The 14,896-nt window shown below is 66.0% G+C and carries 11 protein-coding genes, 1 tRNA gene and 1 pseudogene; 6 read left to right on the forward strand and 7 right to left on the reverse strand.

All coding sequences use genetic code 11. The annotated features are described in order from the left end of the window. Window positions 1-68 precede the first annotated feature (68 nt). Together D779_RS09970 and D779_RS09975 are read right to left on the reverse strand one after the other, a co-directional pair. Window positions 69-2,063: a M48 family metallopeptidase gene (locus D779_RS09970; RefSeq protein ID WP_043753242.1), complete on the reverse strand. Its 1,995-nt coding sequence runs from the start codon at window positions 2,061-2,063 to the stop codon at window positions 69-71. A 9-nt stretch (window positions 2,064-2,072) separates the two neighbouring features. Then, window positions 2,073-2,657, reverse strand: a complete 585-nt coding sequence (locus D779_RS09975) for a LemA family protein (RefSeq protein ID WP_043753244.1) — start codon at window positions 2,655-2,657, stop codon at window positions 2,073-2,075. 204 nt (window positions 2,658-2,861) lie between these two features. Between D779_RS09975 and D779_RS09980 the strand changes: the two genes are divergently transcribed. Next, window positions 2,862-2,951, forward strand: a tRNA-Ser gene (locus tag D779_RS09980). A gap of 133 nt (window positions 2,952-3,084) precedes the next feature. On the opposite strand, the gene D779_RS09985 is transcribed toward D779_RS09980, so the two are convergent. The 3 genes from D779_RS09985 to D779_RS10000 all read right to left on the reverse strand — a co-directional run bounded on the left by D779_RS09985 (window position 3,085) and on the right by D779_RS10000 (window position 4,294). Further along, window positions 3,085-3,336: a recombinase family protein gene (locus tag D779_RS09985; protein WP_052348020.1), complete on the reverse strand. Its 252-nt coding sequence runs from the start codon at window positions 3,334-3,336 to the stop codon at window positions 3,085-3,087. 284 nt (window positions 3,337-3,620) lie between these two features. Continuing rightward, the gene (locus D779_RS09995; protein WP_043753246.1) at window positions 3,621-4,043 is read right to left on the reverse strand and encodes a type II toxin-antitoxin system VapC family toxin; all 423 of its coding nucleotides are present in this window, start codon (window positions 4,041-4,043) and stop codon (window positions 3,621-3,623) included. Beyond that, window positions 4,040-4,294 carry a FitA-like ribbon-helix-helix domain-containing protein gene (locus D779_RS10000; RefSeq protein ID WP_043753248.1) on the reverse strand — a complete coding sequence of 85 codons (255 nt, stop codon included), beginning with the start codon at window positions 4,292-4,294 and terminating at the stop codon, window positions 4,040-4,042. Before D779_RS10000 ends, D779_RS09995 begins: the two co-directional genes overlap by 4 nt. A 173-nt stretch (window positions 4,295-4,467) precedes the next feature. Between D779_RS10000 and D779_RS10005 the strand changes: the two genes are divergently transcribed. Continuing rightward, complete coding sequence (locus D779_RS10005) at window positions 4,468-4,728, forward strand: type II toxin-antitoxin system Phd/YefM family antitoxin (protein ID WP_043753250.1); 261 nt, start codon at window positions 4,468-4,470, stop codon at window positions 4,726-4,728. Next, window positions 4,725-4,979 carry a type II toxin-antitoxin system RelE family toxin gene (locus D779_RS10010; protein WP_043753251.1) on the forward strand — a complete coding sequence of 85 codons (255 nt, stop codon included), beginning with the start codon at window positions 4,725-4,727 and terminating at the stop codon, window positions 4,977-4,979. The genes D779_RS10005 and D779_RS10010 overlap by 4 nt, the downstream gene beginning before the upstream one ends. A 137-nt stretch (window positions 4,980-5,116) precedes the next feature. Here D779_RS10010 and D779_RS10015 read toward each other — a convergent pair whose 3' ends face one another. Both D779_RS10015 and D779_RS10020 read right to left on the reverse strand, forming a co-directional pair. Beyond that, on the reverse strand, window positions 5,117-6,388 hold the full coding sequence (locus D779_RS10015) for a TIGR02679 family protein (protein ID WP_052348021.1): 1,272 nt from the start codon (window positions 6,386-6,388) through the stop codon (window positions 5,117-5,119). Continuing rightward, window positions 6,363-10,523: pseudogene (locus D779_RS10020) on the reverse strand (TIGR02680 family protein). Before D779_RS10020 ends, D779_RS10015 begins: the two are co-directional and overlap by 26 nt. Before the next feature lie 855 nt (window positions 10,524-11,378). Here D779_RS10020 and D779_RS10025 point away from each other — a divergent pair. The 3 genes from D779_RS10025 (at window position 11,379) to D779_RS10035 (ending at window position 14,277) form a co-directional block, all read left to right on the forward strand. Beyond that, entirely contained in the window at window positions 11,379-13,322 is a 1,944-nt protein-coding gene (locus tag D779_RS10025) for a methyl-accepting chemotaxis protein (RefSeq protein WP_043753253.1), read from the forward strand. Window positions 13,323-13,732: 410 nt separating this feature from the next. Continuing rightward, the gene (locus tag D779_RS10030) at window positions 13,733-14,002 is read left to right on the forward strand and encodes a type II toxin-antitoxin system Phd/YefM family antitoxin (protein ID WP_043753255.1); all 270 of its coding nucleotides are present in this window, start codon (window positions 13,733-13,735) and stop codon (window positions 14,000-14,002) included. Further along, a complete protein-coding gene (locus D779_RS10035) occupies window positions 13,999-14,277 on the forward strand; it encodes a type II toxin-antitoxin system RelE/ParE family toxin (protein WP_043753257.1) in 279 nt (92 codons plus the stop codon). The genes D779_RS10030 and D779_RS10035 overlap by 4 nt, the downstream gene beginning before the upstream one ends. Window positions 14,278-14,896: the final 619 nt, after the last annotated feature.

Consider the following 14,896-nt stretch of genomic DNA (forward strand, 5'->3'; position numbering starts at 1 on the left):
GGTTTCGATATCTCGAACGGGATCGCAGCAGCGACCCCTATACCCACGGAGCCCCGAAAACCCCCGGATCAGGAGCGATTCTGCTCCGGCTCCAGAACCGGCAGGGGCATCCGCAGGGCCGCGCACATGGCCCGCAGCAGTTCCATTTCGGCCGGAACCAACCGGCCATCCGCCAGCACGACCGCAGCCATCGCCTCCAGGAGACACCGCTTGTCCTCCAGGCGCAGCCGATCGAGTCTTGCCAGCGCGGCATCCAGCCGCACGGACCATTCCTGATCGAGCCAGTCAGACTCGAACCAGATTCCTTTGATGCCTTCGGGCGCCTGGAGTTTCGCACCCAGACGTTTCAATCCCGCATCCAGCGCCACGCGTGCGCCCTCGCCCCCTTCGTGACCATGGCGGGCCAGCACCCCGAGCAGCAGGACGACCTCGGGAGTCGCGCCCGCCAGACGTCCGGATCCGGCGACGGATGCCGACGCGGGAGACAGCAGATCCCGGATCTGCCTGGCCAGCAGCTTCGCCAGGACATATTCGAAGACCTCGACCCGGCCATCCGCCAGGATCAGCCGATCGACCAGACCCAGCAGACGCTCGAGCTCGGCCACCGGCCGCCGGCGCAGGACCGGGAAGGCCATGTCCAGCAATGGAATGCGCAGCTCCGGCGCCAGATCCGGCACCTCTCTGAGCAACATATCCACCTGGCGTTCGGATTCCTGCCCCAGCGTCTCGGCCACCATGAGCAGCCTGCGCTCGCGCACCTCCGGATCCGATCCCATCAGCAGATAACAGAGCACGCCGGCCGCCCACTCGGCCGAATGGGCCGCGCGCTCCAGCATCCTGGGAATGGCGGCGGCGATCAGACCGGCCGCCAGGATCTGGCCGGCCCCGGGACGGCCGATCCCCCGAACCAAGGCATCGGGATCCACCGCGGCGGCCCTTGCGGCAAGCGGGGCGATCCGTGCGTCATCGCTGGGCGACTCGACGGATTCGCCAGGGACCGAGGCCGGCGATTGGCGCCGCAGCGTTCGGGCGATCTCGACGAACTCGGCCGGATCGAATCCAGGCTCGATGGCGCGGATGCGGTCTTCGAGCAGCGGATGGGTCGCCAGCAGACGGCTGGAGAAACCTTGCGCGAACAGCATGTGCGCGACCTCCTCGGCATCCGCCTGCAGCACGGATCCAGCCCCGGCCGCACCGATCTTCTTCAGCGCGCCCGCGATCCCCTCAGGGTGCCGAGTGAACTGAACCGCCGAGGCGTCCGCCAGGAACTCGCGCTGGCGCGAGACCGAAGCCTTGATCAGCCGCCCGAAGAAAAGCCCCACATAGCCGACCGCCACCAGGGCCAAACCGATGGAAACCACTCCGCGCCCCTCGCGACGCGCGGCGTAGCTGCCACTGTTCAGCAGGAAGCGCCCCAGCAACGCCAGCATCAAGATCCCGAACAGCACGCCCATGAGACGGATGTTCAGCCGCATGTCGCCGTTGAGAATATGGCCGAACTCGTGCGCGACGACGCCCTGCAGCTCGGCGCGATTCAGCGTCTCCAGCGTGCCCTGGGTCACGGCGATGGCCGCGTCCGCCGGGGTATAGCCGGCCGCGAAGGCGTTGATCCCCGGCTCGTGATCCAGCACATAGACCTCGGGCACGGGCACGCCCGAGGCGATCGCCATCTCCTCCACCACGTTGCGCAGACGCCGCCGCAGCGGGTCGGTGGTATCGGGCGGAACCAGGGTCCCGCCGAGACCGCGCGCCACGGTCCCGCCGCCACCTCGCAGGCTCAGGACGCGGATCTGGCTCGCCAGCGCGATCCCGCCCCCGGTCGCCAGGGACACCCAGAGCAGCATTTGGAGGTTCGGGCGGACATATCGGTCGAACAGACCCGGGATGCCCTGATCCAGATAGTCCATGTAGCGCCCGGGGTCCGCCAGCTCGTGATAGGAGCCGAAGGAGGCCAGCACCACCAGATCGACCAGGACCACGATACAGATCAGCGCCAGGGCGAAGAGCCCGACCAGCCCGAAGGTGCGGCGACGCGCCCGCGCCTGATGCTCGAAGAAGTTCATGGCCGCCGATCAGTCGAACGAGATCTCGACCGCCTGACGCTTGGCCGGCTCCTCGATGTCCAGAAGCTGAGCGGGCTGGAAGTTGAAACTGCCGGCGATCAGGTTGCCGGGGAACATCTCGCGCATGTTGTTGTAGGACATGACCGCGTCGTTGAACGCCTGACGCGCGAAGGCCACCCGATTCTCGGTGCTCACCAATTCCTCCGAAAGCTGCATCATGTTCTGGTTGGCCTTGAGGTCCGGATAGGACTCGGACAGGGCGAACAGGCGGCCCAGCGCCCCCGACAGCCCTTGCTCCGACTGGGCCAGACGCCGCATCGCCTCGGCATCGCTCGGATCCGCCGCCGCCTGCTGAAGATTCCCGACCGCCTGATTGCGCGCCTGGATCACCGCCTCCAGGGTCTCGCGCTCGTGCTTCATGTAACGCTCGGCCACCTTCACCAGATTCGGGATCAGATCGTAACGCCGCGTCAGCTGCACATCGATCTGGGCGAAGGCGTTCTTGTAGGCATTGCGCCCCGCGACCAAGCGGTTGTAGATGACGATCACCATGATCGCCAACAGCAGAACCACACCAAGCGCGATCCAAATCATGATCCTCTCCCTTGACTGCTGCCGAACCGGCGTTTGACTGTATCGTAAGGTGGAGAAGTCTAAACCCAGCGATCCGCAAGGGATAGCGGATACCCCATCAAAAGACCCGGGATCGTCCCAAACGACCATTTCGGCATGGACATAGAGCCTGGAGGCGTTTAGAATTCCCCGCTCGCTGCAGATCCATCCATGCCTGCAGCGCCCGGAGAGGTGCCGGAGTGGCCGAACGGGCCTGACTCGAAATCAGGTGTACGCGCGAGCGTACCGTGGGTTCGAATCCCACCCTCTCCGCCATTACCCCAACGCTCCAGCTTTTCCTTCCAAATCAGCCACATAGAAGGATAGCTGGAAGTCGTTACCCCCACGTTTTACCCCAACGCAACCCAACAGCACCCTACTCCACCGGAGTCCTTCGCTTGCGCGACGGCTAGGCAGCACCCAAGGCGCTGTACAGCGTCTGCCTTGAGATCCCCAGGTCGGCAGCTATCGCCTTCTTGTTCTCACCCTTGGCGATGCGTTCCCTGACCGCTGCAATCTGATCATCGTCCAGCTTCCTTGCTCTCCCGATCTGCTTGCCCTGGCGCTTCGCTTCCGCGATCCCTTCTCGCTGGCGCTCTCGGATCATCGACCGCTCGAACTCGGCGAAGGCTCCCATCATCTGCAGCATCAGCCGTTGCATCGGATCACCCGCTCTAGCCCGGATGTTTCATGAATCTCCCGGCCTTGACGGCGCCCAAGCCGACTGGCCATGCTGTCAGAGGTAGGCGCCGCAGGCGAAGAAGGGGTCTTTCCGGTCGATGAACAGGTCATAAGCGATGCAAAAGTCTTCCTATCGGCTTTTCTCGACCAGTTCGCGGTAAAGCGACGGGGCGATCTCGACGGCTTCCGGCTTGATGAAGTCCTGCGCGATGACCTTGAGCATAAGGAGGATGCTCTTTTGGGAGTCGGGCCTCGTCCGGATGTTCAGTGTTCGGCCGTCCAGGGGTCGATGACCGGAACGCCTGCCGCGTCGAAGGCGCTGGCATCGCGTGTCGCAACGGCGAAACCGTGAGCGGTTGCGATAGCGGCGATATAGCCGTCGGGCGCGGGAAAACCCTTGCCTGCCTTGCGGGCCGCAACGGCAAGATCGGCATAATGGCGGGCGGCATCGGTATCGAACGCAAGAATTCTGCCCTCGAACAGCGGGAGCATCCCGTCGAGCGTGGTGGCAAGCTTCTGCTTGCGCCGTCCATCCGGCAGCACGCCGATGCCGAACAGGAGTTCCGCAACGGTCACGCTGGAGATGTAGAGAGTTTCAGCCGCCTGCTCGTCCAGCCAGTCGCGCATGGCGGGGTCCGGCTCCGGCTTCATCGCCTCGGAGACGACATTCGTATCCAGAACGATCATTCAAAGCTCATCGGCGTGGCGGGCGTCTTGTCGCGGGCCTGTTCCAGCGCCTCGAAATCGGCATTGGTCAGCCCGGCCTTGCGGCTCAAGGCCGACAGGGCGGAGCCGAGGCGCAAACGCTCGGCGGGACGCACCGCCGAGTCCAGAATGTCGCGCATTTCCGCCTCGGCGCTGCGGCCATGATGGGCCGCGCGCACCTTGATGGCGCGATGGGTCTCGTCGGAGAGGTTGCGAATGGTGACGGCGGGCATATGATGGCGCCTCCTGAAATTTGATGGCAATGATATCAATATAGTCAAAACGCTATCGCACAACAAGGTGCGACCGTGCGCGATCCATCCATGTTCCAGGAACGAAGGGAACTTCTTGAATAATGGGTGATTTGCGACAACGCCCGCTACTACAAAGCCCGGGTCGCCTAGCCATGACCACACTGACCGCAAGCGATGCCCGCAAGAGCCTTTTCGAGCTCCTGCGCGGGACCAATGAGCGCCATGAGATCTACCATATCCGGCATCGACAGGGCGACGCAGTGCTCATGTCGGAGGCCGAATACGAAAGTCTGATCGAGACCCTGGAACTGCTTTCATCTCCAGGCTTCAGGGAACCCTTCGAAAAGGCCCGGATGGAGGCGGAAAACGGCGAGACGCGCTCTTTCGAGGACATCTTCGGAGAGCCGCAATGAGGTATCGGGTTAGCTTCACCCAACAGGCCGAGAAGGACATCGAGAAGCTGACCCCGAAGCTGCGCGACAAACTGAAGGATATCGTGCGTAACCGCCTGGCAGTCGACCTCTATTCGGGGAAGCCGCTGATCGGTCCACTCAAGGGGTATTATTCGATTCGCCTGACCTACCAGGATCGCATCCTGTATTCCATCCAGGACGACGCCCTCCTGGTCGTGGTACTGCGTACCCGCACCCATTACGGTGATTGAGCGTACTTACGAGCCAAGACGGCAAACCGAACCGAGCGGACAAGACCAGATCGGCTCGAGGGCATCCCTTCCCGTCAACGGCCCTCAGGTGATCTCACCGAGTCGCCACAGCCCCTCCCATCAAAGGCTTCCTGCTCCTATCGGCCATGGCGGCTCCCACCGCCAGCCCCGGAATCCAAATCGACCAGGAGATCCCGGATCACCCGCTCCTCCTCGATGACCTGTCCGCGCTCCTGCATCGCCCGGCCGAGCTCCGGATCCCAGTCGGCGGCGACCGCATCCTCGGTCAGGGATTTGCCCGAATCCGCAGCCTCCAGATAATCCGCCGCGCCCATGCGCCAGGGGATCGCGCCATGACGGCCGATGATGCCGTTGGCGATGCGGATGCCGGGCCAGTCGAAATCGCCGTGGTATCTGAGCCGGATCCCGGCTGCGGCGAGCTGGTTCAGCAGCGTGACGACCGCCGCGCTGGGCTGTCCCCGGGTGCAGATCAAGGGCGCGCAACCCGGACCCAGTGCATTCGCGGCCTCGGCGACGACGGCCGGGTTCTCGCAGATGGAGATGGGCGTCGCGCACGGCGCCCAGACCGGCGGGTCTCTCAGCAGCTGTCTCAGGGTGAGATAGATGGGCTCGCCGCTGCCGGCGGCGGCATCGACGATGGACGCGGTCGCGCCACCGGTCTCGACGCGCAGATTCAGGGCCAGGACGCTGCTGGTGATACCGCCACCGACCAGGACGCCGGCGGACGCCCAGAGCGCGTCGCTGGACTCCGACTGATCGTCGGCATTCAGGGCGCGTCTGACCAGGGTGGCCACGGGCCGACCCTCGTCGAGGCCATGGGCGTCGCCGAGACACTCGGCCGCCAAAGCACTCAAGGTCTTGCCCCGCTGCGGGAGACATTGGAGCACGCCCAGGGCTTGACTCAGGAGCCTCTCCGCCAGAACAGGATCCTGACCCGCGAGCCGCTTCAACAGGCCCTCGCGCTCCAGTGCCGCAAGCCATGCACTCGCCCCCAACCGCTCCGCTTCCACGCCCTGGCTGTCGAAGACCCGCCGCCAGCCCCGCTCTCGCTCCTCACGCTCCCGACTCGGATTGCGCAGCGGTCCGCCAAGGGCTTCGACGGCCGAGCGCAGATCCTGGGCCAGATCGGCGCGTCTCAGGGTGTCTTCCAGCTGTCCCAAGGACAGTACGAGACGCGCGCCCGTGCTGGGCCTGCGCCCCAGCAGCTCGTCCAGCGCCCGGCGCTCCTGCTCGGTCGGATCGGGAATCGAGACCCGCTCAGCCCCGCCGCGTTCCAGCCCGGTCCGGACGGCCCGCAGGATGCGTGAGAGCTCCGGGCGATCCAGCAGGGAGCGGAGCTGCGGCAGATCGACCCCGGAAGGGTCAGAACAGGCTTTGCTGCGGGTCATGCTCGTCGCCTTCTGCGAGTGCTGTCTCCTCGGCGACCGGGGCCTCCATCGGCGGCGGCTCCTCGGGACGGCGCTGGGATCCGTCCCAGGTCCAGCGCGAGAGATAGACGGCGTCGATGCCCTCGTGGCGCACCAGCTGGGCGATGGCCAGACCAGGCACCTCGGCATAGCAGCCCCATTCGCGCTCGCTGGTGAGCATGAAGTCCAGGTCGAACTGGGCCATGAGCCCCAGACACTTGGCGCGCGAGTCGTCGTCGATACCGGCGAAGGCCTCGTCGAGCATGACCAGGCGCGGCGCCTCGGGGGCGGCGCTGCCGTAGTGGCTGGAGGCGGCGGCGAACAGCGGCAGGGTGACCACCAGGGCGCGCTCGCCGCCGGAGGCGGGTCCGTAGGCGGGGCGCCAGCGCCCGCCCTGCCAGCGCTCGACGGTGAAGCGATGCCAGCGGCGGTAGTCCAGTGCATGGGCCAGATGCTGGATCAGGGTGCCGCCGTCGTCGGACTGACGGACCTCGTCGATGCGCCGCTGCAGGAACTCACCCACCGCGCTGCGGTCCTCTCCGGACCAGGCGGCGACGGTCTGGCGCAGCAGGCGCTTGCGGGCCTCGGCGAGACCGGCCGGCGCCGCGCCGGATTCCTCGTCCAGGGGCACCCAGGCCAGGCGCAGCTTCATGCCGGTGCTGGTGGGACGGTGCTCCAGCTCCTGGTTGATGCGCTCCACCATGCGCTCGCCGTCGCCGATGAGCTGCTGCAGATGGGTCGCCACGTCGCTCATCAGATGGGCCTCGAGCAGCTCGCGCTCCTTGGCGTCGAGCAGGGCCTTGCGCTCGGCGACCTCGGCGTCCAGGTTCTCGGCCAGCGCGTCCGGTCCGCAGGGCCGGGACTGGAAGATGACCCGCACCAGCAGCAGCTCGCCGTCCTGCTCGATATGGGCCGAGTGGTTGTAGCGCGAGAGGGTCTGCTGCAGGGGCTGGAAACGGTCGTAGAGCCCCTGCTGCTGGCGGCGCCAGGCGATGTCGTCGTGGTCCACCGCGCTCAGACTCTGCTCCATCTGCCGGGCCAGACGCACCGCCGGATCCACCGGCCAGGGGGTGTCGCGCTCCAGGGCCTCCAGCTCCGGGGTGGCGATGCGCAGCAGACCGACCCGTGTGAATCCGGCCAGGACATCGATGGCCTCGCGGCGCTCCCGGTCGCGCTCCTGGAGACTGGCGGTGAGCGCGGTGTGACGCTCGACGAGACGGCTGGCCTCCGAGATGGCCTCGGCGTGCCGATTGCGATTGTCTTTATGCTGTCGCTCGAGGTCCTGGATGTGCTCCTCGGTCTCGCGGATGCGCCGCTGCAGCTGCTCGACGCTGTCCCCAAGGGTCTCGCGTAATGTGTGCCAGATCTCCTCGGCCTCGCGCTGCTCGCGCTTGGCCCGATCCAGCTCGTCCTCCTGCTCGGCGCGGCGCTCGGCCAGGTCGGCGACCTGCTCGACCAACTCGCGGAGCCGCTGCAGCCGGTCCCAATGGTGACGCAGGCTGGGCCAGAAGCCCGCCGCCAGATGCTCGTACTGGATCAGGGCCTCGCCGATCCCGTCGAGACCCGCCGAATCCGCGGGCAGGTCCAGGTCGAGCGCGGTCGTGTCCCGGGCCTCCCGGCAGCGCTCGGTGGCGGCCCGGCTCCGCTCCAGGATGCCGCTCAGATGCTCGACCTCCTCCCGGCTTTTGGCCAGACGCTCGCGCAGGTCGTCGTGACGCTGATGGGCCGACCGCACCCCCTGATCGCTCGGAAGGCCATGCCATTCGCGCTCCAGGACCGCCAGCCGCTCGGCCAGGCGCTCGATCGCCTCGTCCAGCGACTGGATCCGCCCCTGCAGCTCTTCCAAAGTCTCGGCGATCTCCTGCAGGCGTCGCCGCCGGGCCGCCTCGCGCGCCGCATGACCGATATAGGTCGGTTCAGGCTTGCCCCAGGTACCCGATGCGGGACCAAGACACCAGCGTCCTGCCCCGTCGACCCAGGCCGGATGCCCCTGCTCGCCCCAACCGATGCCGGCCAGGATGCCGGCCACCGTCTCCGGCGCGACCCGGCTTGCGGCGGCATCGCTGGGATCGATGGCGATCGCGAGGACTGCGCTCAGACTCCGGGGTGCGAGCGCGATCGGCCCGAGCAGCCGGTCCCAGGTCGTGCCGTCCCAAAGGGTTCCGTCGGGCATGACCCAGGCGTCCAGCAAACCGCTGGACTCCAGGGCGGCCTCAAGCCCCGCCCGCTCGCCGGCCGTCAGCCCGTCGGCGAAATCGACCAGCTGCCACAGCGGGGCGCCCTCCCGATCCCGGCGCGCCTCCGAGTCCCGGGTGTAGGGAATCGGCGGCTCGGCCAGCTCGCCCTGCTCGATCCGGCCCCGCTCCTATTCGAGCGCGGCGACGGCGGCCCGGGCCTCGGTGCGGGCACGCACGGCCGCCTCCCTGGCGCTACGCAGGGCGTCCCGCGCGGCGTCGTAGCTTCGCAGCAGGGCGCGCCCCGCCGGATTGTCGCCGGACAGGGACGCGCACCAGTCCCCGAGCTCGGCGAGCAGGGACTCCGGATCGTCCAGCCGCAGCTCGCGATGGGTCTCCAGGGCGTGACGCAGGGCGGAGACCAGCGCCGCGCCCTCTTGCTCGACGGCCTCGGCCGCCTGGGCGCGATCCTGATCCAGACGCTCCATGGCCTCGACGGCCCGCTCGCGACGCTCACGGTCGCGGGTCTCCTGTCGCTCGGCCTCCTCCAGCGCCCGGATGAGACCACGGAGCCGGGCGATGGCCTCCTTGCGGCGCCGCACCTCGGACTGGACGGCCTCGGCGGCCCTGCCGATGGCGGGATCCGAGCCGGAGCGCGGATCCGGACCGCCGTCGGGCAGTCCCAGTGGGTCGAGCGCGGCCTCATGGGCACGGGCGATGCCGGCGATGCGCGCTGGCTCGAGCCAGACGTCCAGCTCGCGCACCCGCTTCTCGCTCTCCTGGGCGCAGGACTGCCGGTCCTCGGCCAGACGCGCCTCCTGGCGATTGGCGTCGGCGACCAGGCGCTCAAGCTTGTCCTGCAGGGTCTGACAGAATCGGCGACGCTCGGCGGCACGGGACGCGGCCTCCTCGAGCCGGTTGGCGTCGCGCATCTCGGGGCTGTCGCGCAATGTCTGCAGCTGGGTCCGGCCCTGCCCGAGCTTGCGGTCGAGGAATTCCTGGCGCGTTTCTTCGTGGCGCCTGGCCGCCTCGGCCTCGGTCAGGGACTGGGCGGTCTCGCGCAGCTCGCCGCCGATCCGTTCCCAGACGCTCTGCGCCTGACGCACCGCCTGCGCCCGGCGCCGGGCCGCCACGACACAGTAGCCGCGATAATGCTGGAGGAACTCGCCCACCGAGGCGCGGGCCTCGTTGAGCCCGTCCAGGGTGTTGCGCTCCTCCTCGAGGTTGCGGAAGGCATCCGCCACGTCGTTGAGCACGGCCTGGTCCAGGGGCGGCAGCGCCTCGGTCAGGGCCGAGGACAGGGCCTTCTCGTCCGGACGCTTGGAGAGCTGGGGCTGGCGCAGCTGGATCAGCAGATTGAGCAGGGCCTCGAAGCGCTGCGGACCGAGCCGGAAGAGCCGCTCGTCGACCCGGGCGCGGTACTGGGCGGAGCTGGTGTGCAGCTCGCCCCGATCGCCCAGCGCCTCGAGCAGACGGTCCCTGGACAGGGCGCGGCCGTTGCCGTCCACCAGCCTCAGGTCGCGGCGCACGCGCTGGGGCGTGATGAAGAACCAGCGCTCCGGCGCACCGCGCCCGGCGACGGCGCGCATGCCGCAGCCCAGGGTGCAGAACTCGGGCGTGCCCTCGCGATCCCGTCCGAACTCCATCCAGACATAGCCCAGACGCTCCTGATACTGGCCGCCCAGCAGCAGGTTCCACTCCATGCGCTTGCCGGGATCGCCGTCCGGCTCGACGCGCGAGGGGATCAGCTGGCCATCCAGCAGGAAGGGCAACGTCACCGCCAGGATCTTGGACTTGCCGGTCCCGTTGTTGCCGCGCAGCAGCAGGTTGCCGTCCCTGAGCCAGATCTCCTCGTCGTCGTAGTAGAAGAGGTCGACCAGGCCCAGGCGCAAGGGCTGCCAGCGGGGGCGCAGGGGCAAGGGGGCGTCGTGGATTTCGGTCATCGATTGGAGGAGCCTTTGAACCGCAAAGGCGCGAAGGGTACGAAGGGATTCAATCTGTTGCCTGCAAGGGGTCGCAAAGCGGACATGATAGAGGGGTTCACCGGCCTCGAACAGCAGGTCGAGCGGTCGGGGCCGGCGGTTGCCATCCCAGCCCGATCTCCGCCGCGATCACCGCCAGACGCTTGTCCCGCGTCCATAGAACCGCGTCGCCCGCCAGAGCGGTCGATTGTGTGTCGGCCTTGCCGTGCAAGGCGACGAAACGCAATCAGCCTGGCCCGCTATCAGGTGCTCCACTGGAGTACAATCACCTACGATTTATCGGCGATTTCTGGTGTGCGGCACCGTTCGGGCGAGGTTGCGTATCCTGCGGACTGATCACAGCCAAGATCACAGTCAACAGAGGTCGATACGCCATGTCCGAGTCGACGCTGAGCGTTCTTTCACAACCAGGGACCGAAACTGGCTGCCGCTGATGACGCCTTGGGCTTCTGGCCTACACCCGCCAAGCGCCACCCGCACACCGCGCACCAACGCGGCTGGGTCCGGCAAGACCGCCAGCGTGCTCGACAAACCAGGCAGTTCGCACTGGCACCAACCGAGTCCAGCGGACTGTCCACCCTCACGATCTCGTCTCCCCCAGCCGACTCGATCATCGGCGCAAATCCTCGCCGGCAGCAGACGAGGGAAGCGCCGATCGATCGCGTTTCCCGTCCAGGCCAAGGATGGCCCGGCGTTTTCAGGCGCCTCAGCGCTTGAACATGGAGCAAGTCGGAAACCCTGTTTTCGACTCGCGAGCCGATCGAGTGCCCGGATGGCATCCGATCGGCATCTCCCTAGCAGTAGAAGGAAATCCAGATGCTCCGCGCGCTATCCCTCAAACGACGCCTGATGCTGATCGTCACACTGTCAGGCGGCTTCTTCATCCTGCTCGGCTTTTTCTCCCTGCAATGGGTGAAGTCGCGACTGACCGAGGACATCATCGCCGACTGCGCTCAAGCGCTGCGGCTGACCCTCGAGGAACGACTCTTGGCCAAGCAGGACGTCGGCATCGCCAGTTCGGTCGCCCTGGCCCAAAGCCCGAAGATCATCGAACTCTTCGGCCAGACATCGCGCGAACAAGGTATCGAAGAACTTCGACGCATCACCCGCTTGTATCGCGAATCGACCAAATACCACAATCTGCGCTTCCATCTGCACACCGCCGACGGGCATTCGCTGCTACGCAGCTGGGCACCCGATTCCTTCGGCGACGACCTGCGTGGGCGCCCCACGATGCGCCGCATGCTGGAGGAAAAGCAGCCGTTCGCGCTGCTCGACCTCAGCCCGCTGGGCGTCAACATCCATGGCTTCGCGCCGGTGTTCGACGGCGATCGCTATCTGGGCAGCCTCGAGGTCATCCAGGGGGTCGGCAGCGTCAGCCGCAATTTCCAGGCAGACGGACTCAACTACGTAATGCTGCTCGACGCCCGCCTCCGGACCGGGAATCCCTCGCTCGCGAAGAACACGCGGATCGGCGACTACATCCTCGCCAACGACAAATGGTTCAACGACAAGGCGCTCGCATTCGTGCGTGGAATCGATCTCGCGCTCCTGGATCAGAGCGCGACCTTTGTCACATCCGGCTGGCTGGTGGTTTCGGCGCCCGTGGTCGATGCCGAGGGCAAGCGGATCGGGACCCATCTGATTGGCGAGCCCCTGGAATTCGTCGAGGAACGCACCGCCGCCGCGGCCCAGATCGCCTGGGTGCTGATCGCCACCCTGATCCTGTTGATGCTCGGACTCTCCGTGGTGATCGGCTGGACGGTGAATCGCTACGTCGCGCGTCCGATCAAGCGGGCAGTGACCCGTCTCGGACACATGGAGACCGATCTCAGGCTCCGCATCGAGATCGAGCGCGACGACGAGATCGGTACCTTGTTCAAGGCGCTGAACCACCACACCGAGACCCTGCACGGCATCATCCAGGAGGTCAGGCTCACCGCGAACGAGCTCGACGACTCGGCGGTTCAGCTCCTAAGCGCGAGCGAGCAGACCGTCGACATGGCGCGCTCGCAGCAGCAGGAAACCGACCAGATCGCCTCGGCAAGCACCGAGATGGCCGCGTCCGCGCATGAGGTGGCCCAGCACGCGGAGTCCACCCGAAACCTCCTTCAGGAGACCGAAACCCATACCTCCGAAGGAATCCGAGAGGTGACCGAGACCTCCGAGGCGATCGATCGCCTCAGCGCGCAGATGCGCGACATGGAGCCCGTCATCAAGCGTCTGGAGGAAGGCAGCGCCAGCATCGGGCAGGTGATCGAGACCATCGCCGGAATCGCCGAACAGACCAACCTGCTGGCGCTCAACGCCGCGATCGAGGCCGCCCGCGCAGGCGAGGCCGGTCGTGGATTCGCGGTCGTGGCCGACGAGGTGCGCAACCTCTCGAACCGCACCCAGGAGTCGACGCGCGAGATCGCGGCCATCGTCAGCGGATTGCAGAAGGCCACGCACCAGGTCTCGGAGGCCATCGACGAGAGCCGCGCCCAGGCCCATGCATGCGTGAGCCAGGCCGCGGAGGCCGGGAAGGCCCTGGAGGCCATCCGCGCGAGCGTCGGAGGCGTCAACGACATGGGCGAACAGATCGCGACCGCCGCGCACGAACAGAGCGCCGTCGCCGCCGAGATCAGCCGCAGCATGAATCGGATCCACCAACTGGCGGAGCAGAGCAGCCAAGCGATGGAGCAAGGCGGACGCATCAATCGCACCCTGGTCGAACGCTCCAAGGCGCTGGAGACGCTGGTGCAGCGATTCAATCTCTGAGGGGCGCGCGGAGGCCAAGCGAGCGCTCGCGCACGATCTCAAGCTGCCTCACGAGGGACCACCTCGCGCTCGATCGCCGCGCGCGATTCCAACTCCGCGCGGCGCAGATCGAAGCTCGATTGCAGGCCCCTTCCGTGTCACCGTCCGCCAGCGGAAAAGGCGCCGAAGCGAGCGCAGACCCGTTGCAGAAAGACACGTGCGGCCTGCTCTAAGATCGGATGCGTCGAGTCCTCCCGAACCCTCGATAACCTCAGAGAGTGACGGCGATACGCGGATTCCTGTCGCCCACGCTAGCGATTCCGACGACTGCATTTTGCTCAATTTGCCGACACGCAGGAAATCGATAGCGACCTTGACGCGCACCTCTAGCAGCGCTCGAATTGGTATCGATTTCAGTATCAGGAAAGATCATGAACAGCATTCCAGCCCAAGAGATCAAGCGCCGTGGAATCGCAGCCGTGGACGAGGCGCTTCACAACGGCCCTGTACATATCATCAAGAACAATCGCCCGAGCTATGTCGTGCTGACCGAAGCCGCCTATGCCGAACTGCAGGAGGCACAGCAGGAAGCAGCGAGGGAACGTCTCCGTGCCTCGCTGGCCGACCTCGCGGCCGGTCGAACGCGCCGTTACTCGGATGCGGATTCACTGATGCATGCGCTCGATGCAGACGAAGCATGAGCTTCGCGCTCGTTGCGACCCAGCACTTCGAGCGACGGGCTCGCAAGTTTCTGCGTAAGCACCCCGATCTCCGTCCCACGCTTCGAGACACCCTGGACGATCTCAGTCAAGATCCCTTCCACCCCAGGCTGAAGCTGCATCCCCTCACCGGCAAGCTGGAAGGGATGCAGGCGGTCAGCCTGACCTGCAGCTATCGGTTGACGCTGTTGCTCAAGGTCACGGAACGGGAGATCGTCCTTCTCGATATCGGGACCCACGATGAGGTCTACGGATGAGAGTCACCGCCAAAGACATCCAAAGATGGGCTGAGCGTCGCGAAATCGACTGTCCACGAACCATACCGTTACTGTGCGCGGGAAAAGTGGACCGAGGGAAAGGAAGCGAATTTACTTTCGATATCTTCGGTATCTCAAAGAAACGTTCTTGCGTGCAAATAAATCCGTCCCCTTTTCCCCCCGCAGCACCCTCCGACAGGCAGGGATTTCGCGTGAGGACTGGCTCAAAGGCTGAGCACGCCCTCCGCTCCCAAAAATCGACGTCGGGGTCACTATTTAGCTGCCCCCGATCAATCAAGCCCCCTTCGGCTTGGTGGGTAGGTCCACTGGCGATTCAATCCCGTTTTCAAGCCGGCGCACGGCTCGACTGACGGTGAAGTAGTGTACGCCGAAATTATCGGCGATCTCCCGCGAAAAACGCCTTTCATCGATCAAAACTGTTCCAACGCATCGATCATCGACCAAGCCTGCCAACCCTGTTGGCGGGCGACATCAAGATCCTTGTCGGCAATCGCGACACCGATTTTTTGTATCCGTTCGGTTCCCCCCTGCTCTCACGCCGCAGCAGGTGGCGGCAGAACGGGAGCCGGTCGCCCCTGACGACGCTCGCGCATAACCT

It is taken from the genome of Imhoffiella purpurea (assembly GCF_000585215.1).
In the GTDB taxonomy this organism is placed as follows: Bacteria; Pseudomonadota; Gammaproteobacteria; order Chromatiales; family Chromatiaceae; genus Imhoffiella; species Imhoffiella purpurea.

Bases quoted from the DNA above. Each gene is read 5' to 3' on its own strand.
- D779_RS09970 (WP_043753242.1), bottom strand. From the start codon at position 2,063: ATGAACTTCTTCGAGCATCAGGCGCGGGCGCGTCGCCGCACCTTCGGG.
- D779_RS09975 (WP_043753244.1), bottom strand. From the start codon at position 2,657: ATGATTTGGATCGCGCTTGGTGTGGTTCTGCTGTTGGCGATCATGGTG.
- D779_RS09985 (WP_052348020.1), bottom strand. From the start codon at position 3,336: ATGCAACGGCTGATGCTGCAGATGATGGGAGCCTTCGCCGAGTTCGAG.
- D779_RS09995 (WP_043753246.1), bottom strand. From the start codon at position 4,043: ATGATCGTTCTGGATACGAATGTCGTCTCCGAGGCGATGAAGCCGGAG.
- D779_RS10000 (WP_043753248.1), bottom strand. From the start codon at position 4,294: ATGCCCGCCGTCACCATTCGCAACCTCTCCGACGAGACCCATCGCGCC.
- D779_RS10005 (WP_043753250.1), top strand. From the start codon at position 4,468: ATGACCACACTGACCGCAAGCGATGCCCGCAAGAGCCTTTTCGAGCTC.
- D779_RS10010 (WP_043753251.1), top strand. From the start codon at position 4,725: ATGAGGTATCGGGTTAGCTTCACCCAACAGGCCGAGAAGGACATCGAG.
- D779_RS10015 (WP_052348021.1), bottom strand. From the start codon at position 6,388: ATGACCCGCAGCAAAGCCTGTTCTGACCCTTCCGGGGTCGATCTGCCG.
- D779_RS10025 (WP_043753253.1), top strand. From the start codon at position 11,379: ATGCTCCGCGCGCTATCCCTCAAACGACGCCTGATGCTGATCGTCACA.
- D779_RS10030 (WP_043753255.1), top strand. From the start codon at position 13,733: ATGAACAGCATTCCAGCCCAAGAGATCAAGCGCCGTGGAATCGCAGCC.
- D779_RS10035 (WP_043753257.1), top strand. From the start codon at position 13,999: ATGAGCTTCGCGCTCGTTGCGACCCAGCACTTCGAGCGACGGGCTCGC.